This window comes from Ramlibacter sp. MAHUQ-53 (assembly GCF_052600055.1).
The window spans coordinates 137,149-158,649 of record NZ_JBQWTS010000008.1 but is presented as its reverse complement, the minus strand read 5'-3'; the positions used below and the strand labels follow the sequence as shown (position 1 = coordinate 158,649).

The window sequence follows — 21,501 nt, the reverse complement described above, 5'->3', positions numbered from 1 at the left end:
GGATGACCCGGCCCCTGCCCCGCGCGTGATCAGTTCTTCTCGTAGTACGGCGCGGCCTTCGCGTTCAGGTGGGCCTTGTCCATCGTCAGCTCGAAGGGCAGGCCCTGGTGGTAGCGCCAGCCGTCGAGGTCGGCGTTGGTGATCTTGCCGTCCTTGTCCAGGTCCAGGTAGGCCGGTTTGAAGCCCACGGCCTGCATGCCGTTCTCCAGCGTGATCGGCACCGTACCGCCCTCGGCCCCGATCACCGTGCGGGTGTCCGGATGGATCGGCACCAGCGGCATGCCGACGAAGCCTTCCCAGATGTTGAACACCTGCTTGTAGCCGCGGCCCGCATAGGCGGCGCCCAGGTACTTCTCCGGGTTCGACAGCACGTTGCCCGCCTTGGCCGAGCGCGAGCCCGTGCGACACAGGAGGGCGAAGGCCTGGTTCTTGTCCGGGTAGGCGGCCTCGAAGGCCTTGAACAGTTCCTCGTCACTCATGCGGACGACCGAGCCGCTCTTGGTGCCGTAGAGGCAGGTGCCGCCATCCTCCGAGCGCAGCACCGTGTCGCCGGGCGCCTTGGGGTTGGCGTTGCACTCCTGGAAGACGCGCGGGTAGGGGATGTGGCGGGCGCCGGCGGGGTGGCCGTTGCGGTACTCGGTGGCATCACGCACGTCGACGATGGCCAGGCGGCCGGCGCCGGTGCGCTGCGAGCGCAGGTAGGCCGAGGCGGCGCTGATGTCAGCGGCATAGAAGCGCTCGTGCATGTAGCGGTTGCCATCCAGCGGGCCGGAGGCCGGCTTCACGGCATCCTGTGCGGAAACGGACAGCGAGGCGCACAGGGCCGCACCGGCCAGCGCAACGCACTTCAGGACATGGGAGAACATGGCTCTTTCCTCGGGAGAATTCGAACGGGCGAGTATCCATGGGTCACGGTCAAAATGAATACCAAACGTTCGAACTTCTTTTCATTTGGATATTCCGCCTGCGGGCATGCCGCGGGCCACGGCCGCCCGCGGGCGCGGGCCACGCAGGCCCAGCCCCTGCCGCCGCGTCCCGGCGATTGATTTCCATCAACGCACGGGCAGGCCCGCAAGGTTCAAGATGGCGACCTGGCCACGCGGGCGACCCGCGCCCTGCATCCGGGCCGTCCTTGAAAGGTGATCCGATGTTTCCCGAATACCGCGACCTCATCACGACCCTCAAGCACCGGGACCAGCACTTCACCCGCCTGTTCGACAGGCACAACGATCTCGACCAGAAGATCCGCAACATGGAGGAGCGCATCGAGCCCTCGGCCCTGGGCGAGATCGAGGCCCTGAAGAAGGAAAAGCTGCGGATCAAGGACGACCTGTATGCCCTCCTGAAGAAGGCAGCGGGCCACTGACATCCACGCCGCGCGCGTGGCTCACCCTGCCAGTCAACCCGGGACAGAGCCGAAGAGGGGCCGCAAGGCGCGGGCCATGGCGTCGACGTGGCGAGTGTCGGTTCCGCAGCAGCCCCCCATGATGGTGAATGCGGGCAGAAGGGGCCGCAATTGCACATAGGACTGCGCGAGGTCCACCGGGTCGCCGTCGTCCAGGACCGGCGCCGCGTCGAGTTCGGCATGGCTCAGACGCGACGCATTGGCGCGGATGCCTCGCAGGCGCTGCAGCCAGGCGCCTGCGCCCGCCAGGGCCTCACGGAAATGGGTGGGATGCGCGCAATTGACCATGTAGTAGCCCGGGTAGCCGTCCGAGGCTGAATCGACCTGCTGGATGGCTTCGCCCAGTGCCTGCCCGCTGGGCAGGCGGCCATCGGTCTCGGTGGTGAACGAGATCGCGACGGGCATGCCATGCGCCTTCGCCGCCAGGGCGACCCCGGCGGCCTCCTCGGCGCTGGTCATGGTCATGGCGCAGACCATGTCGGCCTGCGTGCGGGCCAGCACGCCAACCTGCCACGCGTGGTAGGCGCGTGCCTGGGGCACCGACATCACGCCGCCGGCGACATACCCATCACCCCGGGGCCCGATGCAGCCGCTCAGGACCCGGGGCTGCCCGGCGGCCACCGTGTCCGCCGCCACCTCCGCCAGCAGGGCCATGCCCTCGCGGTTGGCGGCGGCCAGCTCGTCGAGCGTGTAGCCCAGCCTCCAGCCCCAGTCCGGGTTGGCGCGCCAGGTCGGCGCCTCGAGGATGAGGCCGACACCATGCTGCACGGCGAGCTGCAGGTAGTCAGCGTAGTAGCGCCGCAGGGCCTCGCGCCCCTGCGGGGAACGGAGCAACGTGAAGACCGCGAACGACGGGATCTCCAGGCCCTCCCGGAACACCAGGGTGGTCTCGAGTCCGCCATCGGTGAGGAAGGGAACCGGTGCGAGTTGCGGCAGCGGGCGGGGCGAGGTCGACATGGGCAGTCCTCCCATCGTTGAAGGCGGCACCTGCCGAAGTCTGCGCCTCGCCCGGTGGGCTGTCCACGGCACGGCGCCGTGCCGTGGCGCCTGGCCCCGGCCCTGCAACGGGGCAGCATCCCGCAGGACGGCGACACCGTCATCCCGCTGCGGGACATCCGCAAGGCCTGGACCTCACCGCGGCAGGTAGTGCGCCGCCAGCGCCTGGAAGGCCGCCAGGCGCGGCTCGGCGATGCCCTCGGCGGCCAGGACCTGCGCCACGCGCGGGGCGCACGCCAGGGCCGCGCGGGCATCCGTGAACAGCAGGCGCACCCGCCGCGCGAGCACGTCCTCCACGGTCTGCGCGAACTCCTGGTGCACCGCGAAGCGCACGCGGGCCTCGGTGAGGCCGGGGCCCAGGGCGTCCCCGCCCGTGCGATCCACCACGTCGGCCATGTCGTGCGCATCCCCCGCGCCGACCCCGTCCGCACCAAGGTCCGGACCGGCGCCGCCGCCCGTGAGGCGGTAGTCCGCCGTGCGGCAGTCCCCCCGGGCCTGCAGCAGCCCGGCGCGCACGCAGGCCCGCACCACGTCGTCGGCGATGACGCGGTAGGTGGTCCACTTGCCGCCGGTCACGGTGACCAGCCCCGACGGGCCGATGGCGATGTCGTGCTCGCGGCTGATCGAGGCGCTGGCCATGCCCCGGGCCTGCGGCCTCACCAGCGGACGCAGGCCCGACCACTGGCTCACGATGTCGGCGCGCACCGGCGGGCGCTCCAGGTAGCGCGCCAGTTCGCCGAGGATGAAGTCGACCTCGTCCGGCGAGGGCTCGGGCGCGTCCTGCGGGCCGTCACAGGGCACGTCAGTCGTCCCGGCGAGCAGCCGCCCTTCCCACGGGATCGCGAACAGCACGCGGCCATCGCGGGTGCTGGGCACCAGCAGCGCCTCGTCCGAGGCCAGGCACTCGCTGGGCAGCACCAGGTGCGACCCGCGGCTGGGGCGCAGGCGGGCCTCGAACGCGTCGCCGGCGCCGGCCGGCTCGAGGGCCCGCACCGCATCCGCCCACGCGCCCGCGGCATTGACGACGCAGCGCGCGCGCAGCGTGTGCCCGCGGCCCGTCTGCGCATCGGCACACGCCACCCCGACCACCCGCCCGTCCTCGTAGGCGAAGGCCCGCGCCGCCAGGTGGTTCAGCACCACTGCCCCCTCGCGCGCCGCGCTGCGCGCGAGGGCCACGGCCAGCGGCGCGTCGTCGAACTGCGCGTCCCAGTAACGGATGCCGCCCCGCAGACCGGCGCGCTTCACCGCGGGCAGCGCGCGCAGGGTCTCGCCGGCGTCCAGCCACTGTGTCGGCCCCAGGCTGCGGGCGCCCGCCAGCAGCGCGTAGGCCGACAGCCCCAGCCCGTAGCGCACCCGGTCCCAGCCGCTGTAGACGGGGACCACGAAGGACAGCGGCCGGCACAGCCCCGGCGCGTTGGCCAGCACGATCGCGCGCTCGCGCAGGGCCTGGCGCACCAGGCCGAGCCGGCCCTGCGCGAGGTAGCGCACGCCGCCGTGCAGCAGCTTGGTGGAGCGCGAGGAGGCGCCCTGGGCGAAATCATGGGCCTCGACCAGGGCGACGCGGTAGCCGCGCAGCACGGCGTCGAGCGCGAGGCCCAGGCCGGTGGCCCCGCCGCCGACGATGGCGAGGTCCCAGGCCTGCGAGGACAGCCGCGCGAGCTGGAGGGCCCGGTCGGCCGGGCCCGTGCCTACAGAGCCCATGCCCGCGCCCGGTCCACCGCCTGGCGCCAGCGGTGGTGCTTCGCCTGGCGGCGCTCGGCCGGCCAGGCGGGCTCGAAGCGGCGGTCCACGCGCCAGAGCCCGGCGACCTGGTCCGCATCGCGCCACACGCCGGTGGCCAGGCCGGCGAGGAAGGCCGCGCCGCGCGCGGTGCTCTCGGTGACGGTGGGCCGCACCACGGGCACGCCGAGGATGTCCGCCTGCAGCTGCATCAGCAGGTCGTTGCGGCAGGCGCCACCGTCCACGCGCAGCTCGCGCAGCGGCAGGCCGGCGTCGCGGCCCATGGCGTCGAACACGTCCGCCACCTGCAGGGCGATGGCCTCCAGCGCGGCGCGGGCGATGTGCGCGCGGGTGGTGCCGCGGGTCAGGCCCACCAGGGCGCCGCGGGCCCGCGCGTCCCAGTCGGGCGCGCCCAGGCCGGCAAAGGCGGGCACGAGGTACACGTCGCCGGTGTCCTCCACCTGCGCGGCCAGCGCCTCCACCTCGCGCGAGGACTCGATCACCTGCAGCCCGTCGCGCAGCCACTGCACCGTGGCGCCCGCCGCGAACACCGAGCCCTCGAGGCAGTAGGCCAGGGGCAGGCGCGCGTCCTGCGCCTGCCAGCCCGCGGTGGCGAGCAGGCGGCTGGGACTGTCCACCGGCCGCGCCCCGGTGTTCATCAGCATGAAGCAGCCGGTGCCGTAGGTGTTCTTGGCCAGGCCGGGCGCGAAGCAGGCCTGGCCGAAGGTCGCGGCCTGCTGGTCGCCGGCGATGGCGGCGATGGGCAGGGCCTGCCCCAGCACCGCGGGGGCGGCCTGCGCGATCACGCCGCAGGAGGGGACGACGCGGGGCAGCACCTCACGCGGGATGTCGAACAGGCGCAGCAGCTCGTCGTCCCAGTCGAGGCGGTGGATGTCGAACAGCATCGTGCGCGAGGCGTTGCCGACGTCGGTGACATGGCTGGCGCCCTGCGTGAGGCGCCAGACCAGCCAGCTGTCGATGGTGCCGCAGGCCAGCTCGCCGCGCCCGGCGCGCTCGCGGGCGCCGGGGACCGTGTCGAGCAGCCACTGCAGCTTGGTGGCGGAGAAGTAGGCGTCGGCCACCAGCCCGGTCTTGCGGCGGATGGCGGCCTCATGGCCCTCGGCGACGAGGCGCTCGCAGCGGCCGGCCGTGCGCCGGTCCTGCCAGACGATGGCGTTCCACAGCGGCTCGCCGGTGCGGCGGTCCCACAGCACCACGGTCTCGCGCTGGTTGGTGATCGCCAGGGCGTCGACCTGCGCGGCCCCGCGCGCCTCGCGCAGGGCGGCCAGCGCCTGCAGCGCCACGGCGCGCTGGCTCTCCCAGATCTCCAGCGGGTCATGCTCGACCCACCCCGGCTGCGGGAAGTGCTGCCGGAACTCGCGCTGGGCGGTGGCGACCGCCTCGCCGGCTTCATCGAAGACGATGGCCCGGGAGCCGGTGGTTCCCTGGTCGAGCGCAAGAACATGTCGCATGCACACCCCGCCGAGGCAGCGGCGCGGCCCGGTGCGGGCCGGCCAGGGCCACAGGATAGTGCGTGCGGTGCGGGCGGGCTATCGGGACGGGGCCGGACCAGGGGCCGCCACCGCGCGCCCCGCAGCCGCGGAAGGCGTCAGGCCGGCAGCGCCCAGGTGCTGGCCATCGACGGCCGCTGGCTGAAGCCGGCATACCAGGCCGCCACGCCGGGGAAGCGGTGGCGCCAGCCGAGGTCGGGGAAGCGCAGGTCCAGGTACCACAGCGCACAGCCCACCGCCAGCGAGCCGATGTCGACGCGGCCCTCCAGCAGCTCGGGATGCGCCTCCAGGTGGGCCAGCGAGGTCTCGGCCTTGTCCAGCTGCGCGGCGCGCCATTCGGGCCAGCGGATCGCCTCGGGGCGGGCGACGTCCTCGTAGCGCGCGAGCAGCGCCGCGTCGAGGATGCCGTCGCCCAGCGACTGCAGGGTCAGCGCCTGCCAGCGCGCGCGGCCCGAGCGCGGGAACAGCGTGCCGCCGGCCAGCGTGTCCAGGTACTCGCAGATGACCCGGCTGTCGTACAGCGCCAGGCCGTCGTCGGTGAAGAAGGTGGGCACCTTGCCCAGGGGGTTGGTCTCGATGATCTGGCGATCGCGCTGCACCGGGTGGGCGTTGGAGGGCAGGAGCTCGAGGCGGTCGGCCAGGCCCAGTTCGTGGGCGGCCACCAGGCACTTGCGCACGTAGGGGGAGAAGGGGGAGAAGTAGATCTTCATCGCGTGGATTCTCGGTGAGGTCAGGCGGTGGCCACGGTGGCCGGCGCGGCGGCGGCTGTCGCCGCGCCATGCGCCGCATGCATCGCCGCGCGCCAGCCGAAGGTGAGCGCGGGGCCCAGGGTGATGCCGGGCGCGGGGTACTGGCCGCCCATGACGGAGTGCATGTCGTTGCCCGCGGCGTACAGCCCGCGGACCACGCGGCCCTGGGCGTCCAGCGCCTGCGCGTCGGCATTGCATCGCACGCCGCAGGCGGTGCCGATGTCGCCGGGGTAGACCTTGACGGCGTAGAAAGGGCCCTGGCGCAGCGGCCCCAGGCACTCGTTGGGCTGGTGCCCGGGATCGCCGAGGTAGCGGTTGTACGCGGTACCGCCCTTGCCGAAGTCCTCGTCGCGGCCGGTCGCGGCGAGGCGGTTGAAGCGCTCGACCGACTCCTGCAGGGCCACCGGGTCCAGGCCCAGCTGGCGGGCCAGGGCCTCCAGCGAGTCGGCCTTGTGCAGGTAGCCGGCGCGCACCAGGTGCTCGCGCGGGCGCCCGCCCGGCAGGGCCAGCCCCAGGCCCCAGCGCTCGATGAAGTCGCTGTCGCATACCAGGAAGGCCGGCACCGTGGGCACCGAGGCGTGCGAGGCGTACATGCCGCGCACGAACTCGTGGTACGAGGTGGATTCGTTGACGAAGCGGCGGCCGGCGCCGTTCACCGCCATCAGGCCCGGCTTGGCGCGGTCCCACACCAGGTGCGGGTAGCGGGTGACGCTGCCGTCGGGCTTCGTCAGCACCGAGACCGGCGCCCAGAACGCCGGGCTCGCATGGCCCTCGCCCAGCGCTGCGCCGGCGGCGCGGGCCAGCGCGATGCCCTCGCCGCGGTTCCCCTGCGGCGACATGGACCACGGCCCGGTGGGCTCCGGGTACTGCGCCGCGCGCAGCGGCTCGCTCCAGGGGAAGCCGCCGGTGGCAATCACCACGCCGCGGCGCGCGCGCACGCGCAGCAGGCGGCCCTGGTGGCTCACCTCGACGCCATCGACGCCGCCGTCCGCGCCGTGCAGCAGCCGCTGCGTGTCGGCCTCCAGCCAGTAGGGAATGCCGCGGTCGATCACACTCTTGAACAGGCGGGCGGCGAGCGCGTTGCCCAGCACCAGCCGGGTGCCGCGGTGGTAGCCGGCCAGGCGGTCGGCGAAGTAGCGCAGCACCAGCTTCATGCCCTCGCGCCAGGAGGTGAAGGACTTCGTGACCGCGAGCAGGTGCTTGGCATCGGTCATCGTGATCATCATCCCGCCCAGCACCAGGAACTCCGGCAGCGGGTCGCGCAGCTCGCGGAACTGCCGCTTGCCCAGGAGGCGGCCGTCGAACATCAGCGGGTCGAGCGAACGGCCCCCCAGCGCGGCGCCGGGGCGGTCGGGGTAGTAGTCGGGCGAGTAGGTGCGCGCGGCCAGCTTCACCTCGGTATGGCGGGCAAAGTAGTCGACCGCCTGCGAGGCCGAGTCGACGAAGGCGCGCTGCAGGTCCTGCGGCGAGGCGTCGCCCACGGTGTGGCGCAGGTAGGTCAGCACCTGTTCCCGGGTGTCGGGGTGGCCGGCCTGCGCGGTCTGCGAGTTCAGGGGCGCCCACACCGCGCCGCCGGAGACGGCGGTGGAGCCGCCGATGCGGTCGCTCTTTTCCAGCAGCAGCACCGAGAGGCCCTCGATGCGCGCCGCCAGCGCCGCGGCCATGCCGCCCGCACCGGCGCCGACCACGACCAGGTCGAACGCCTGGTCCCACGCCGCTGCACCCGCGGGTGCCCCCACGCCCTGCGCTGCGCTCATGCCGCCGACCCTCCCAGCGACTTGCCGCCGTCGAGGAACAGCACCTGGCCGGTGATGAAGTCGGTGGCGGGCGAGGCGAGGAAGGAGACCGCGTGGGCGATGTCCTCCGGCCGGCCGGCCTTGCCGGTGGGCTGCAGCGCGAGCTGCGCCGCCATGCGCTCGGGCGTGAGCGCGCGCAGCAGGGGGGTGTCGATCAGTCCCGGCGCGATGGCGTTGACCAGGATGCCGCGCGGGGCCAGCTCCATCGCGCTGGCGCGGGTGTAGCCGACCACCGCCGCCTTGGAAGCCACGTAGTGCGGGTGGTTCTTCGCGCCCAGGTAGGCGCGCGAGGCGATGTTCACGATGCGCCCGCCCTCGGGCATGGTGCGGGCCACCTCCTGCGTGAGCGTGGCGACCGCGACGAGATTGACCTCGTAGACGCGGCGGAAGTCGTCGTTGGTGACCTCCAGGAACTTGCGCTCGTCGAACACGCCGGCGTTGTTCACCAGGGCGCGGACCGGGCCCAGCGAGCGCACCAGCGCACGTACGGCGGCCTCGTCGGTGAGGTCCACCACCGCGCAGCGCACGTCCAGGCCCAGGCTGCACAGGCGCGCCGTCTCGCGCTCGGCGAGGTCCGCCACGCGGTCGACCATCACCACCGCAAAGCCGTCGCGCGCGAGGCGCTCCACCGTCGCCAGGCCCATGCCGCTGGCGCCGCCCGTGACCAGGGCCAGGGGTTTGCTGCTCATGTTCTCGATTCCCTTCATGCGGCGAGGAAGCCGCCGTCCACCGGCAGCACCACGCCATTGACGTAGCTGGCCATCTCCGAGGCCAGGAAGACCACCGGGCCGACGATCTCGTGCGGCTCGCCGCCGCGCGCCATCGGCACGCGGTCCATGTACCAGTCGGTGCCGCCGGGCACCTCCAGCTGCGGCCTCACCATCTCGGTGAGCATCAGGCCCGGGGCCACCGCGTTGGCGCGCACGCCGAAGGGCGCGAGGTCGCGCGCCAGCACCTGCGTGAGCGAGCGCACCGCGCCCTTGGAGGCGACGTAGCCGGCCGAGGAGATGCCGCTGACGAAGGCCACGATGGACGACAGGTTGACGATGCTGCCGCGGGTGGACTTCAGCGCCGGCACGAAGGCCTGCGTCACGTTGAACAGGCCCTCGAGGTTGACGTTGATGATGCGGTCCCAGACCTCGGCGGCCTGCGGATCGTCGATGCGGGCGCGGCCGGAGATGCCGGCGTTGTTCACCAGTACGTCGATGGCGCCGCGGCGCGCGCCGATGTCCTGCGCGAAGGCGTTGACCGCGCCGCGGTCGGTGACGTCGACCGCTTCGCCCCAGGCCTGGCCGCCGGCGGCGGTGATGCGGTCCGCCACGGCCTGCGCCCTGGCGCGGTCCAGGTCGGCCACGATGACCCGCGCGCCCTCGCGCGCGAAGCCCTCGGCGATGGCGCTGCCCAGGCCGCCGGCCGCGCCGGTGACCAGGGCCAGCTTGCCCTTGAGAAGATCCATGGGTTGACTCCGGTGGCGCCGGTCAGGCGCCGAGGTAGGCCCGCCGCACGGCGGGGTCGTTCATCAGCTGCCGTGAGGGGCCCTGCACGGTCACCTCGCCGTTCTCCAGGATGTAGGCGTGGCTGGCCACGGTGAGGGCCAGCTGGACGTCCTGCTCCACCAGCAGCACGGTCATGCCCTCCTCGCGGTTCAGGCGGCGGATGGCGGCGAAGATCTGTTCCACCAGCAGGGGCGACAGGCCCATCGAGGGCTCGTCGAACAGCACCATGCGCGGGCGCGACATCAGCGCCCGGCCGATGGCCAGCATCTGCTGCTCGCCGCCCGACAGGGTGGCGGCGCGCTGGTCGGCCCGCTCGCGCAGGCGCGGGAACAGGGTGAAGACCTTCTCGAAGTCCTGCGCGATGCCGCCGCGGTCGCGGCGCAGGTAGGCGCCCAGCTCGAGGTTCTCGCGCACGCTCATCTCGCGGAACACCTCGCGGCCCTCGGGAACCTGCACCAGGCCGCGGCGCACGATCTCGTCGGACGGCAGCCGCGAGATCACCTCGCCGTCGAAGCGCACCTCGCCCGCGGTGGGCTGGATCAGGCGCGTGATCGCATTGAGCGTGGAGCTCTTGCCCGCGCCGTTGCTTCCGAGCAGGGCGACGATCTCGCCCTTGGGCACGGCCAGGGACACATGGGACAGGGCCTGGATCGGCCCGTAGGCGGCGCTCACGCCGCTGACTTGCAGCATGGCTTCAGGCATCGGCCGTGACTCCCTTGCCCAGGTAGGCTTCGATGACGCGCTCGTCCGCCGCCACTTCCTGCGGCGTGCCCTCGGCGATCTTCTCGCCGAAGGACATGACGGTGATGCGGTCGGAAATGGACATGACCAGCTGCATGACGTGTTCCACCAGCAGCACGGTGATGCCGTCCTGCCGGGCCAGCTCGGTGAGCAGGCGATCCAGCGCCTCGATGTCGCGATTGCGCAGGCCGGCGGCCGGCTCGTCCAGCAGCAGCAGGCGCGGCTTGATGGCCAGCGCGCGGGCGATCTCCAGCAGCTTCTGGCGGCCGAAGTCCAGCTCGCGGGCGCGGGTGGCGCGGTCGGCGCTCAGGCCCACGCGCTCGATGAGGCTGTCCACCAGCTCGCGGGTATCGGCGCCCGGCCGGCGCAGCAGGCCGCCCAGGCTGGAGGCGCTGTGCGTGTGGCACCCCAGGAGCACGTTCTCGTAGACGGTGAGCTCACCGAACAGCTCCAGGTTCTGGAAGGTGCGGGCCACGCCCAGCGAGGCCATGCGCGAGGGCGGCAGGCGGGTGATGTCCTGGCCGTCCAGCGTGATGCGGCCGGCCGAGGGCGTGTAGTAGCGGGAGATGCAGTTGAAGGTGGTGGACTTGCCGGCGCCGTTGGGGCCGATCAGCGCGTGGATGCTCGCGCGCTGCACCTGGAACGACAGGCCATTGACCGCGGTGAGGCCGCCGAAGCGCACCGTCAGGCCGTCGATGTCGAGGAAGGGGGCAGCGCTCACGGCGTCACCTCCGCGGCGTGTTGCGCCGGGGCGCGGGCAGCCGCCGGGCTGGCGGCGGGCAACGCCGCGGCAGCCGCAGCGGCCGCCGGCGCGCGCACCGGTTCGGGCGCGCTGGCGCGGCGGTCCGCGAACAGGCCCTTGGGCTTGAACATCATGAATCCCATGAGGATGGCGCCGTAGATGATTTCCTGGATCGACAGCGCCTGGCGCAGCAGCTCGGAGATCAGGCCGAAGGCGATGGCCCCCAGCACCGCGCCGCGCACCGAGCCGATACCGCCCACCACCACCATGGTCAGCACCAGGATGGTGGTCTGGAAGCCCAGGCTCTCGGGGTGGATGAAGGAGGTGAACAGGGTGTACATGCCGCCGGCCATGCCCGCATAGGCGGCCGACAGCGCGAAGGCGCTCTGCTTCATGCGCTTGACGTTGATGCCCATGGCCATGGCGGCCACGTCGCTCTCGCGCACCGCGCGCAGCGAGGAGCCGTACTGCGAGCGCGAGAGGGCCACGGTGAGCCACAGCATCAGCGCCGTGAGCACGATGACGAAGGGGTAGGCCTGCAGGTCGTTGGTCAGTTTCAGGCCGAACAGCTCGGCGGGCTGCATGCGCATGCCGTTGGAGCCGCCGGTGACCTTGTCCCAGTTCAGGAAGACCCACTGCATCGCCTCGCCGAAGGCGAAGGTGGCCAGGGCCAGGTAGATGTCCCGCATGCGCAGGGCCAGCAGTCCGATCAGGTAGCCCAGCACCGCCGAGAGCAGCGCCCCGGCGAGGATGGACACCACGAAGGGCGGGTGCCAGGCGGTGTTCACCAGGCCGGCGGTGTAGATGCCGATGCCGTAGAAGGCGGTGTGCGAGAGCGCGAACTGGCCGGTCTCGCCGATCACCAGGTGCATGCCCAGGGCCAGCACCACGAAGACCATGAGCAGGTTGACCACGTACAGCACGTAGCCGGAGGTGGTGAACGGCAGGGCCGCGAGCACCACGGCTGCGGCGGCCAGGGCCGCCTTGTCGATCGGGAGGGACTTCATACTTTCTTCACCTGCGGCTTGCCGCCCAGCAGGCCCTGCGGGCGCACCACCAGGGTGACCAGGATCAGGAGGAAGGGCGCGACCACGATGGCGTTGGTCGAGACGAACAGGCCCACCAGGTTCTCCACGATGCCCACGATGAGGCCGCCGAGCACCGCGCCGGGCAGGCTGGTGAACCCGCCGACGATCGCCGCCGCGTACGCCAGGATGGCGATGTGCGCGATGTCGGGCGTGATCAGGATCTTGGGGGTGATGAGGATGGCGGCGACCGCCGAGACCAGCCCGGACAGCGCCCACACCATCATGCGGATGCGGGACAGGCGGATGCCCACGATCTGGGACGCCTTGGGGTTCATGCCCACCGCGCGCATGGCCTTGCCGATGCGGGTGCGGTTGAACATCAGGTACAGCAGCACCATGACGGTGACCGCCACGGCGAAGATCGCCAGGTCCAGGTGCGTGAGCACCGCGTCGCCCACGATGATGGGGTCGTTGGAGACCAGCGAGGGCAGCGAGCGCGGCGTGTCGCCCAGGCCGGTCTGGCGCACCAGGCCTTTGAGCAGGTAGGCCAGGCCGAGGGTGGCGATGACCAGCTGCACGCCCACGCCCTTGGAGTGGGTGACGCGCTCCATCACGACCTTCTGGAAGACGGCGCCGAGGGCAGCCACGGCCAGCACCGTGACCGGGATCACCACCGCATAGGACCAGCCCGCGATGAGCAGCAGCGACAGGGCGATGTAGCCCCCCATCATGAAGATCTCGCCCTGGGCGAAGTTGGGGACGTCGGTGGTCTTGAAGACCGAGACGATGGCAATGGCCAGCAGCGCGTAGACGCTGCCGGTCACCAGCCCGGACAGCACGCCCTGCTGGAGGAACAGCCAGATGTCACTGAAGCTCATGTCGTGCGGGCCGGGGGCGAGCCCCCGGCCCCTCCTTCCTTACTTGGGCTGGTAGGTCCAGGCGCTGCGGTAGCTGCCAGGGACCAGCGTCTTGTTCTCGCCGTCGAACTTCAGGTAGATGGCGGACTTCTGGCCGGCGTGGTCGGTGGCGGTCAGCTCGATCGGGCCGGCCATCACGCCGGAGTCGAACTTGGTCTGCGTGAGCGCGGTCAGCACCTTCTCGCGGGTCGGCTGCGGGCCGGCGGCCTTGAGCGCGTTGACCACGGCCATGGCCGAGGGGATGCCATAGGGCATGTAGGTCTGCGGGTAGCCGGGCTTGGCAGCCAGGTCCGGGTAGTACTGCTTGTACATGTCGTAGACCCACTTCAGCTTGGGGCCGCCGGGCACGTCGAGCATGACCTCCTGCAGGTAGACGTTCTTGAAGGCGTCCTTGTTGCCCACGTTCTCCACCAGCTGCTTGAGGTCGGCGGTGCCGTTCACGGCGATGACGATGGGCTTGTTCCAGCCCAGTTCGTGGGCCTTCTTCACCAGCAGGCTGACCGGGCGGGCGTAGGTGGTGATCAGCAGCACGTCCGGGTTGGCGGCGCGGATCTTGAGCATGGGCGCGGTGACGTCGGTCAGGTTCGGGTTGACCGACTGCACCTGCAGGTCCACGCCGATCCGCTTGGCCTGGAACTCGGCGGCCTCGAGGTTCCAGCCGCCGTAGGCGTCGTCGTGGTTGATGTAGCCGATCTTCTTGCCCTTGAGGTGCTCGGCGGCGAACTGCACCATCGAGCCGCCCACCGCGCGCTGCGAGATGGAGAAGGCGCCGAAGATGTACTTGGAGGGCGGGTACAGCGCGCCGTCGCCGGAGGCGTTGAGCATCACGTACGGGATCTGGGCACGCTCGATGTACTCGCGCGCGCCGACCACGGCGCCCGAGCAGGAGCCGCCATTGAGCAGGAAGACCTTGTCCTGCTCGGTCAGCTTCTTCACCGCGGCCAGCAGGTCGTTGGCGTTGCAGCGGTCGTCCTCGACGACCAGCTCGATCTTGCGGCCATGGATACCGCCTTCCTTGTTGACCTTGTCGTAGTACATCTTCGCGGCGTTGAGCACGTCGAAGCCATAGGCCATGGAGTTGCCGGACAGGGGCGCGAACGCGCCGATCTTGATGACCTTGTCGGTCAGGCCGGGCTCCTGCTGGGCCTGGGCGAGGCCGGCGGCGCACAGGGCGAGCGCCAGGGCCAGGGGTTTCATCAGTTTCATCGGTGTCTCCTTGTGTGGGATGGGTGCGGAAGGGAGCGGGAGGAAATGGCGCGGCGTCACTGCATGCGGTAGCCGCCGTTGACGTCGATCACGTTGCCGGTGATGTAGGCGGCCTGGGGCGAGACCAGGTAGGCGACGGCGGCGGCGCAGTCGTCCACCGTGCCGATGCGGCCCAGGGGGATGTTCTGGGCGGCAGCGGCCAGGGCCCCGCTGCTGGTGACGGTGGCGCGCAGCATGTCGGTGTCGATCAGGCCGGGGGCGATGGTGTTGGCGGTGATGCCCAGGTGGGCCGATTCGCGGGCGAAGGCCTTGGCGAAGCCCATCACGGCGGCCTTGGCGCCGATGTAGGCGGCGCTGGAGCGGTAGCCCCCGAGCTGGGCGGCCACCGAGCCGAAGAAGACCACGCGCCCGCCCGCCACCGGCAGCGCCTCGCGGCGGCGCAGGTACTCGCGGCTGCACAGGAAGGCGCCGCGGGCGTTGACGGCGAAGCTGCGCTCCCAGGTATCCAGGCTCATGTCCTTGATCAGGGGGCGCTCGCCGTTCGGCAGGATCAGCAGGCCCGCCACGTTGACCAGTACCGCGACCGGGCCGTGGGCGGCCTCGACCTGGTCGAACAGGCGGGTGACGGCGGCCTCGTCGGCCACGTCGACGGCGCAGGCGGCATGGCCCGGGCCCAGCGCATCGGCCACGCGGGCGGCATTGGCGGCGTCGAGGTCGGCCACCACCACGCGCAGGCCGTCACGGGCCAGCTGGCGGCAGATCGCCTCGCCGATGCCACGGCCACCCCCGGTGACCAGGGCCAGGCGCGAGGAGGGGGAAGAGGAGTTCATGGGAAGACCGGATCAGGACAACGGAAGGCATCATGCATACATGATTCCCTCAATTCGACCGGGTAAACCCTTAAATTCGGACATTTCCGACATACATGTATACACATGGCCGGTATCCCTGCTACGCTTCACCCCCATGGAAACGCTCTCCGAACATGTCACCGAGACGCTGCGCAGCTGGATCCTGGCGGGTCGTTTCAAGCCTGGGGAGCGCATCGAGGAAATCCCGGCGGCGGCGCTGCTCGGGGTGTCGCGCACGCCAGTGCGCGCGGCGCTGTCGCGCCTGGCCAGCGAGGGGCTGATCGACTACCAGGCCAAGCGCGGCTACCTGGTGCGGGCCTTCGACCTGGACATGATCCTGGCGGCCTACGAGGTGCGCTCGGTGCTGGAGGGGCTGGCCTGCCGGCGCGCGGCGCAGAAGGGCCTCACGCCGGCGCAGGCGCAGCGGCTGCAGGACTGCCTGGCGCTGGGCGACCGCATCCTGGCCAAGGGCGCCCTGCTACCCGAGGACCATGCGCCCTACCAGCAGATGAACGTGGACCTGCACGACACGCTGATGGCGGCGGCGGGCAATGCCTGGCTGGACCGCTTCGTCGAGCAGGCGCACCAGATCCCCTACGCCTCGGACCGGCTGGTGCTGTGGGACGTGTCACATGCGGTGATCCTGCGCTCGCATGGCGACCACCATCGCATCGTCGAGGCGGTGCTGGAGCGCGATGCCCCGCGCGCCGAGCAGCTGATGCGCGAGCACGTCTACTACGCGGGCGTGATCCTGCGGGACAACTACCAGGCGTCGGAGTCCCCGGTCGCCGCACAGGTGCCCGCGCCGACCGCCGCGGCCTGAAGGGCGCGCCGCCCGCGTGGAGGGGCCTGCCTCAGGCCGCGGCCACCACGTCGAAATGCTCGACGTGGGGCGGCTGCAGGAAGAACGGGCCGATGATGGCGCGCCACTCGGTGAAGGCCGGCGACTGGCGGAAGCCCACGGTGTGGTCCTCCAGCGTGTCCCACTCCACCGTGAGCAGGAAGCGGCCGGCGGTTTCCTGGCAGGCCAGGATGGTGTGGCGGCGGTAGCCGCCGGCCTGGGCCAGCACGCTGGCGGCGGCGCGGGTGATGGCCTCGGAGAACGCGGCGGCGTCCTCGGGCCGGACCTTGAAATCTGCAACTTCGACGATCATGGAAATCTGCCTCTGGGGTTGAGTGCGGCCGGCCCGTCCCGGGCCTGGGCGCCGACGAAAAAAAGGGCCTCTTGCGAGGCCCTTCGTGGGGAGCGGGGGATCAGCCCTTGACGCTGTCCAGTGCCGCGTTGAACGTGGCGCTCGGGCGCATCACCGCGCTGACCTTGGCGCGGTCGGGGAAATAGTAGCCGCCGATGTCCACGGCCTTGCCCTGGACGGAGTTGAGCTCCTCGACGATCTTCTGCTCGTTGGCGGCCAGGGTGGCAGCCAGCGGCTTGAAGCGCGCAGCCAGGTCGGCGTCCTCGGTCTGCTCGGCCAGCGCCTGGGCCCAGTACAGGGTCAGGTAGAACTGGCTGCCGCGGTTATCGAGCTGGCCGGTCTTGGGCGAGGGGTTCTTGTTGTTGTCCAGGAGCTTGCCGGTGGCGGCATCCAGCGCCTTGGCGATGATCTTGGCCTTGGCGTTGCCGGTCTTGATGCCCTCTTCCTCCAGGCTCACCGCCAGGGCCAGGAACTCGCCCAGCGAGTCCCAGCGCAGGTGGTTCTCCTCGACCAGCTGCTGCACGTGCTTGGGCGCGGAGCCGCCGGCGCCCGTCTCGTACATGCCGCCGCCCGCCATCAGCGGAACGATGGACAGCATCTTGGCGCTGGTGCCCAGCTCCATGATGGGGAACAGGTCGGTCAGGTAGTCGCGCAGGATGTTGCCGGTCACGCTGATGGTGTCCAGGCCGCGAATCACGCGCTCCAGGGTGTAACGCATGGCGCGCACCTGGCTCATGATCTGGATGTCCAGGCCGGTGGTGTCGTGGTCCTTCAGGTAGGCCTTGACCTTCTTGGTCAGCTCGGCCTCGTGCGGACGGTACGGGTCCAGCCAGAACACGGCGGTCATGCCGGAGTTGCGGGCGCGGGTCACGGCCAGCTTCACCCAGTCGCGGATGGCGGCGTCCTTGACCTGGCACATGCGCCAGATGTCGCCGGTTTCCACGTTCTGCGACAGCAGCACCTCGCCGGTGGCCAGGTCGGTGATGTTGGCGACGCCGTCCTCGGGGATCTCGAAGGTCTTGTCGTGCGAGCCGTATTCCTCGGCCTGCTGGGCCATCAGGCCGACGTTGGGCACCGTGCCCATGGTCTTCGGGTCGAAGGCGCCGTGCCACTTGCAGAAGTTGATGATCTCCTGGTAGATGCGGGCGAAGGTGGACTCGGGGATGACCGCCTTGACGTCCTTCAGGCGGCCGTCAGCGCCGTACATCTTGCCGCCCTGGCGGATCATGGCCGGCATGGAGGCGTCCACGATGATGTCGTTGGGCGAGTGGAAGTTGGTGATGCCCTTGGCCGAGTCCACCATGGCCAGCTCGGGGCGGTGCTCGTGGCAGGCGTGCAGGTCACGCTTGATCTCTTCCTGCTTGGACTGCGGCAGGGTGGAGATCTTGTCGTACAGGTTGGCCATGCCGTTGTTCACGTTCACGCCCAGCTCGTCGAACAGCTTGCCGTGCTTCTCGAAGGCTTCCTTGTAGAACATCTTCACGCAGTGGCCGAAGACGATGGGGTGGGACACCTTCATCATCGTGGCCTTGACGTGCAGCGAGAACATCACGCCGGTCTTGTGCGCGTCCTCGATCTGCTTCTCGTAGAACTCCACGAGCGCCTTCTTGGACATGAACATCGAGTCGATGATCTCGCCGGCCAGCAGGGAGACCTTCGGCTTGAGGACGAGGGTCTTGCCGGACTTGGTGATCAGCTCCATCTTCACGTCGCGGGCCTTGTCCAGGGTCATGGACTTCTCACCGTGGTAGAAGTCGCCGTGGAACATGTGCGAGACGTGGGTGCGCGAGGCGGGGCTCCACTCGGCCATGCTGTGCGGGTTCTTGCGGGCGTAGGCCTTGACCGCGTTGGGCGCACGGCGGTCGGAGTTGCCTTCGCGCAGCACCGGGTTCACCGCGGAGCCCAGCACCTTGCCGTAACGCTGGCGGATCGCCTTTTCCTCGTCGGTCTGCGGGTTGTCCGGGAACTCGGGGACCATGTAGCCCTTGGAGCGCAGCTCGCGGATCGCGGCCACCAGCTGGTTCTGCGAGGCGGAGATGTTGGGCAGCTTGATGATGTTGGCATCGGGCTGCAGGGTCTTCTTGCCCAGGTCGGCCAGGGTGTTCGGGACCTTCTGCGCGTCCGTCAGGAACTCCGGGAACTCGCCCAGGATCCGGTTGGCCACCGAGATGTCGCTCTCGACCACGTCGATGCCGGCAGCCCCGGCGAAGGCGCGGACGATGGGGAGGAACGAATGCGTCGCGAGATAGGGCGCTTCGTCGGTGAGGGTGTAGATGATCTTGGAGGTATCGGCAGCCACGGGCGTCTCTGTAAAAAAAGTTGGGCTCAGCGCGCCGGGTCGGCGCACGGAGCCCATTTTAAGGTCGGGCCGGCGGGGGGCCCAACCCGGGAGGTCAGAAGCGGTAGCCGAGGCGGACCACGTAGTCCGTCGTATTGAGCTTGAGGTCGCCGCGGGTGACGGTGCCGCCCGCGCCCACGAAGGTGACGGTGGTGCGGATCGGGAGGTAGGCCACCGAGGCGTTGACGCTCCAGCGGTCGTTGATGTTGTAGATGACCCCGGCGTTGTAGACGGGCGTCCAGTCCGAGCTGGCGCTGGCCGAGGTGCCGGCCACCTGGGCGACCATCGGGTCGGCCTTGTTCACGTTGAAGCCGTGGAAGGTCACCCAAGACAGGCCCAGGCCCAGGTAGGGGCGCACCGTGGCGCCGGGCTGGCTGAAGAAGTACTTGGCCACCACCGCCGGGGTATAGGGCTTGAGGGTCGCCGCGGCCGGGTGGAAGGCCGCCGAGGCGAAGGGCGACGGCGTGCGCAGGTCGATCGTGTGCTTGGGCGGCAGGCCGATCGTGGCTTCGATGCCGATCGCGTTCGAGTACATGTGCAGCCAGCTCAGGGAGCCGGTGATCTCGCTGCTCACGTCGCCGCTGGCGCCCGCGGTCACCGCGGAGAACGGCACGGCGAAGGGGCCGCTGGAGGACAGGCCGCCGAGCTTGGCGTCCGGGTTGATCGAGGCGAGGCCCAGGCCGACGATGTTGTCGCCCGCCTTCTGGGCAAACGCGCTGGATGCCGCCAGCGCCGCGACGCAGGCGGCCGCCTTGAACAGGTTCTTCTTCATCGTGCTTCCTGAATGGCCAGGGTTGGAGTTGCGTTCCGACACCCGGGGCCGGGTGCCGTCTATTTTCATTCTAGGCACACCTTATTTCGACCATGCACAGGAGTTGCCACTAGTAAGAAGCACTGATCTGCAAGAAATGATGACACTTTGAAAGTTGATAAGTTAAGGCATTTCAGGCGCCACCCGATCGCAACAACTACTACGAAATGCGCAGCCCCGCGGCGGCGCGCGACAATGCGAGTCTCTCCCCTCTGCGCCCCGACACCCGCCATGACTTCACGCCGCCTCGTCACCGCCGCCCTCGCCCTGGCCGCCGCCGCGCCCGCGCTGGCCCAGGCGCCCGCCTACCCCGCGCCCGGCAAGCCGATCCGCATGGTCGTGCCCTTCACCCCCGGCGGCAGCACCGACATCCTGGCGCGCACCATCGGCCAGCAGCTCACGCAGGCCTGGGGCGTGCCGGTGGTGATCGAGAACGTGCCCGGCGCGGGCGGCTCGATCGGCGCGGAGCGCGTGGCCAAGGCGCCGGCCGACGGCCACACGCTGCTGATGGGGCATATCGGCACCCTGGCCGTCACCCCCTCCATCTACCCGCAACTGCCCTACGACCCGGTCAAGTCCTTCGCCCCGGTGGCCTGGGTCGCCCGCGTGCCCAACGTGCTGGCCGTGCACCCCTCGGTGCCGGCGAAGGACGTCAGGGAGCTCGTGGCCTATGCCAAGGCCAACCCCGGCCGCCTGAACTTCGGCTCGGGCGGCAACGGCAGCGCCGCCCACATCGCCACCGAGTACTTCAAGCTCGTCTCGCAGACGTTCATGGTGCACGTGCCCTACCGCGGCACCGCGCCGGCGGTGAACGACGCGGTGTCCGGCCAGATCCAGCTGGTGTTCACCGGTGCGCCGGCAGTGATCCCCATGGTCAAGGCCGGCCGCCTGCGGGCGCTGGCCGTCTCCAGCCCGAAGCGGCTAGACAGCCTGCCCGACCTGCCCACCGTGGCCGAGACCGGGCTGCCCGGGCTGGCCGGCTTCGAGGCGGACCAGTGGTACGGCATCGTGGCGCCCGCCGGCACGCCGGCGGCGGTGGTGGCCCGGCTGAACGCGCAGGTCAACCAGGCCCTCAGCTCGCCCGAGGTGGCGGCGCGGCTGCGCAACGAAGGCGCCTACGCCACGCCCACCACGCCCGAGGCCTTCGGCCAGCTGATCGCCAGCGAGATCCAGCGCTGGAAGCCGGTGGTGCAGCGCGCGGGCATCAAGCCCGACTGAGCCCGCCGCCGCTCAGACGATCGACACGCCCCCGTCCATCACCAGCGTCTGGCCGGTGATGAGGCCGGAGGCCGGCGAGGCGAGGAACACGATGGCGTGCACGATGTCCTGGGCCGTGCCGTAGCGGCCCAGCGGGATGGTCCGCACCTTCGAGGCCACGTACTGCGGGTCGGAAAACAGGTCCTTCGTCATGCCCGAGGGAATGGCGGTCGGCGCGATCGCGTTGACCCGCACCGTCGGCGCCCATTCCGCCGCGAGCACCTTGGTCAGGTGGGCCACGGCGGCCTTCTGGATGCCGTAGGGCGTGCCCTTGCCCGAGACGACGACCCCGTTGACGCTGCCGATGTTGACGATGGTGCCGCCGCGTTCGCGCATCGGCCCGCCGAACACCTGGCAGCTGCGGTAGACACCGTTGAGGTTGATGTCGGTCAGCGTCATCCAGGTCTCCTCGTCGCAGCCGGCGAAGTCGCTTCGCAGCTGCAGGCCGTGGGCGTTCACCAGCACGTCGAGGCCCGGCGTGCCGGCGATCTCCGCCTGCACCGCCTCGAGCGAGGCGCGGTCACGCACGTCGGCCACCCGGTGGCGGATGCCCTCGGCATCGGCCGGCCCGGCGACCGGCGCGCGGTCCACCGACCACACGGTACAGCCCAGGGAGCGGAAGCCCTCGCACAGGGCCGTGCCGAGGGTGCCGCGCCCGCCCGTGACCAGGACCTGGCGGCCGGCGAGGGCCGCGTGGGGGCGGGCAAAGTCGCTGCCCGGCAGGTGCAGGGTCATGCGCGCCCCC

The 21,501-nt window shown here is 70.8% G+C and carries 21 protein-coding genes; 3 read left to right on the top strand and 18 right to left on the bottom strand.

The annotated features are described in order from the left end of the window. Nucleotides 1–29: 29 nt before the first annotated feature. Nucleotides 30–866, bottom strand: a complete 837-nt coding sequence (locus ACT80S_RS13575; RefSeq protein WP_377416625.1) for a rhodanese-like domain-containing protein — start codon at nucleotides 864–866, stop codon at nucleotides 30–32. A gap of 281 nt (nucleotides 867–1,147) precedes the next feature. Between ACT80S_RS13575 and ACT80S_RS13570 the strand changes: the two genes are divergently transcribed. Further along, a complete protein-coding gene (locus tag ACT80S_RS13570; protein ID WP_377416623.1) occupies nucleotides 1,148–1,366 on the top strand; it encodes a YdcH family protein in 219 nt (72 codons plus the stop codon). A gap of 33 nt (nucleotides 1,367–1,399) precedes the next feature. On the opposite strand, the gene ACT80S_RS13565 is transcribed toward ACT80S_RS13570, so the two are convergent. The 13 genes from ACT80S_RS13565 to ACT80S_RS13505 form a co-directional block, all read right to left on the bottom strand. Then, nucleotides 1,400–2,362: a homocysteine S-methyltransferase family protein gene (locus tag ACT80S_RS13565; RefSeq protein ID WP_377416621.1), complete on the bottom strand. Its 963-nt coding sequence runs from the start codon at nucleotides 2,360–2,362 to the stop codon at nucleotides 1,400–1,402. A gap of 174 nt (nucleotides 2,363–2,536) precedes the next feature. After that, nucleotides 2,537–4,102, bottom strand: a complete 1,566-nt coding sequence (locus ACT80S_RS13560; RefSeq protein ID WP_377416619.1) for a glycerol-3-phosphate dehydrogenase/oxidase — start codon at nucleotides 4,100–4,102, stop codon at nucleotides 2,537–2,539. Next, complete coding sequence (gene glpK, locus ACT80S_RS13555; RefSeq protein WP_377416617.1) at nucleotides 4,090–5,592, bottom strand: glycerol kinase GlpK; 1,503 nt, start codon at nucleotides 5,590–5,592, stop codon at nucleotides 4,090–4,092. Before glpK ends, ACT80S_RS13560 begins: the two co-directional genes overlap by 13 nt. 137 nt (nucleotides 5,593–5,729) lie before the next feature. Next, nucleotides 5,730–6,341 (bottom strand): glutathione S-transferase, encoded by a 612-nt coding sequence (locus ACT80S_RS13550; protein WP_377416615.1) that lies wholly within the window; start codon nucleotides 6,339–6,341, stop codon nucleotides 5,730–5,732. Between the two features lie 20 nt (nucleotides 6,342–6,361). Further along, nucleotides 6,362–8,137, bottom strand: coding sequence for an FAD-dependent oxidoreductase (locus ACT80S_RS13545; RefSeq protein WP_377416613.1), 1,776 nt, complete (start codon nucleotides 8,135–8,137; stop codon nucleotides 6,362–6,364). Next, nucleotides 8,134–8,865 (bottom strand): SDR family NAD(P)-dependent oxidoreductase, encoded by a 732-nt coding sequence (locus ACT80S_RS13540; RefSeq protein WP_377416611.1) that lies wholly within the window; start codon nucleotides 8,863–8,865, stop codon nucleotides 8,134–8,136. Before ACT80S_RS13540 ends, ACT80S_RS13545 begins: the two co-directional genes overlap by 4 nt. A 14-nt stretch (nucleotides 8,866–8,879) precedes the next feature. Continuing rightward, nucleotides 8,880–9,632 (bottom strand): SDR family NAD(P)-dependent oxidoreductase, encoded by a 753-nt coding sequence (locus tag ACT80S_RS13535; protein WP_377416609.1) that lies wholly within the window; start codon nucleotides 9,630–9,632, stop codon nucleotides 8,880–8,882. A gap of 22 nt (nucleotides 9,633–9,654) precedes the next feature. Next, entirely contained in the window at nucleotides 9,655–10,374 is a 720-nt protein-coding gene (locus ACT80S_RS13530; protein ID WP_377416607.1) for an ABC transporter ATP-binding protein, read from the bottom strand. After that, nucleotides 10,367–11,134, bottom strand: a complete 768-nt coding sequence (locus ACT80S_RS13525; RefSeq protein WP_377416605.1) for an ABC transporter ATP-binding protein — start codon at nucleotides 11,132–11,134, stop codon at nucleotides 10,367–10,369. Before ACT80S_RS13525 ends, ACT80S_RS13530 begins: the two co-directional genes overlap by 8 nt. Then, the gene (locus tag ACT80S_RS13520) at nucleotides 11,131–12,162 is read right to left on the bottom strand and encodes a branched-chain amino acid ABC transporter permease (protein WP_377416603.1); all 1,032 of its coding nucleotides are present in this window, start codon (nucleotides 12,160–12,162) and stop codon (nucleotides 11,131–11,133) included. The genes ACT80S_RS13525 and ACT80S_RS13520 overlap by 4 nt, the downstream gene beginning before the upstream one ends. Then, nucleotides 12,159–13,061 (bottom strand): branched-chain amino acid ABC transporter permease, encoded by a 903-nt coding sequence (locus ACT80S_RS13515; protein WP_377416601.1) that lies wholly within the window; start codon nucleotides 13,059–13,061, stop codon nucleotides 12,159–12,161. The genes ACT80S_RS13520 and ACT80S_RS13515 overlap by 4 nt, the downstream gene beginning before the upstream one ends. Before the next feature lie 39 nt (nucleotides 13,062–13,100). Beyond that, nucleotides 13,101–14,306: an ABC transporter substrate-binding protein gene (locus ACT80S_RS13510; RefSeq protein WP_377416599.1), complete on the bottom strand. Its 1,206-nt coding sequence runs from the start codon at nucleotides 14,304–14,306 to the stop codon at nucleotides 13,101–13,103. 56 nt (nucleotides 14,307–14,362) lie between these two features. After that, nucleotides 14,363–15,136: an SDR family NAD(P)-dependent oxidoreductase gene (locus ACT80S_RS13505; RefSeq protein ID WP_377416597.1), complete on the bottom strand. Its 774-nt coding sequence runs from the start codon at nucleotides 15,134–15,136 to the stop codon at nucleotides 14,363–14,365. Nucleotides 15,137–15,272: 136 nt separating this feature from the next. Between ACT80S_RS13505 and ACT80S_RS13500 the strand changes: the two genes are divergently transcribed. Continuing rightward, nucleotides 15,273–15,980, top strand: a complete 708-nt coding sequence (locus ACT80S_RS13500) for a GntR family transcriptional regulator (protein ID WP_377416595.1) — start codon at nucleotides 15,273–15,275, stop codon at nucleotides 15,978–15,980. A gap of 31 nt (nucleotides 15,981–16,011) precedes the next feature. Here ACT80S_RS13500 and ACT80S_RS13495 read toward each other — a convergent pair whose 3' ends face one another. From ACT80S_RS13495 to ACT80S_RS13485, 3 genes are all read right to left on the bottom strand, one after another. Next, nucleotides 16,012–16,311: an antibiotic biosynthesis monooxygenase family protein gene (locus ACT80S_RS13495; protein WP_377416593.1), complete on the bottom strand. Its 300-nt coding sequence runs from the start codon at nucleotides 16,309–16,311 to the stop codon at nucleotides 16,012–16,014. 100 nt (nucleotides 16,312–16,411) lie between these two features. After that, nucleotides 16,412–18,649 carry an NADP-dependent isocitrate dehydrogenase gene (locus ACT80S_RS13490; RefSeq protein ID WP_377416590.1) on the bottom strand — a complete coding sequence of 746 codons (2,238 nt, stop codon included), beginning with the start codon at nucleotides 18,647–18,649 and terminating at the stop codon, nucleotides 16,412–16,414. A gap of 94 nt (nucleotides 18,650–18,743) precedes the next feature. Continuing rightward, nucleotides 18,744–19,460 (bottom strand): OmpW/AlkL family protein, encoded by a 717-nt coding sequence (locus ACT80S_RS13485; RefSeq protein ID WP_377416588.1) that lies wholly within the window; start codon nucleotides 19,458–19,460, stop codon nucleotides 18,744–18,746. A 270-nt stretch (nucleotides 19,461–19,730) separates the two neighbouring features. Here ACT80S_RS13485 and ACT80S_RS13480 point away from each other — a divergent pair, with 270 nt between their 5' ends. Next, entirely contained in the window at nucleotides 19,731–20,717 is a 987-nt protein-coding gene (locus ACT80S_RS13480) for a Bug family tripartite tricarboxylate transporter substrate binding protein (RefSeq protein WP_377416586.1), read from the top strand. A 12-nt stretch (nucleotides 20,718–20,729) separates the two neighbouring features. On the opposite strand, the gene ACT80S_RS13475 is transcribed toward ACT80S_RS13480, so the two are convergent. Then, entirely contained in the window at nucleotides 20,730–21,491 is a 762-nt protein-coding gene (locus ACT80S_RS13475; protein ID WP_377416584.1) for an SDR family NAD(P)-dependent oxidoreductase, read from the bottom strand. Nucleotides 21,492–21,501: the final 10 nt, after the last annotated feature.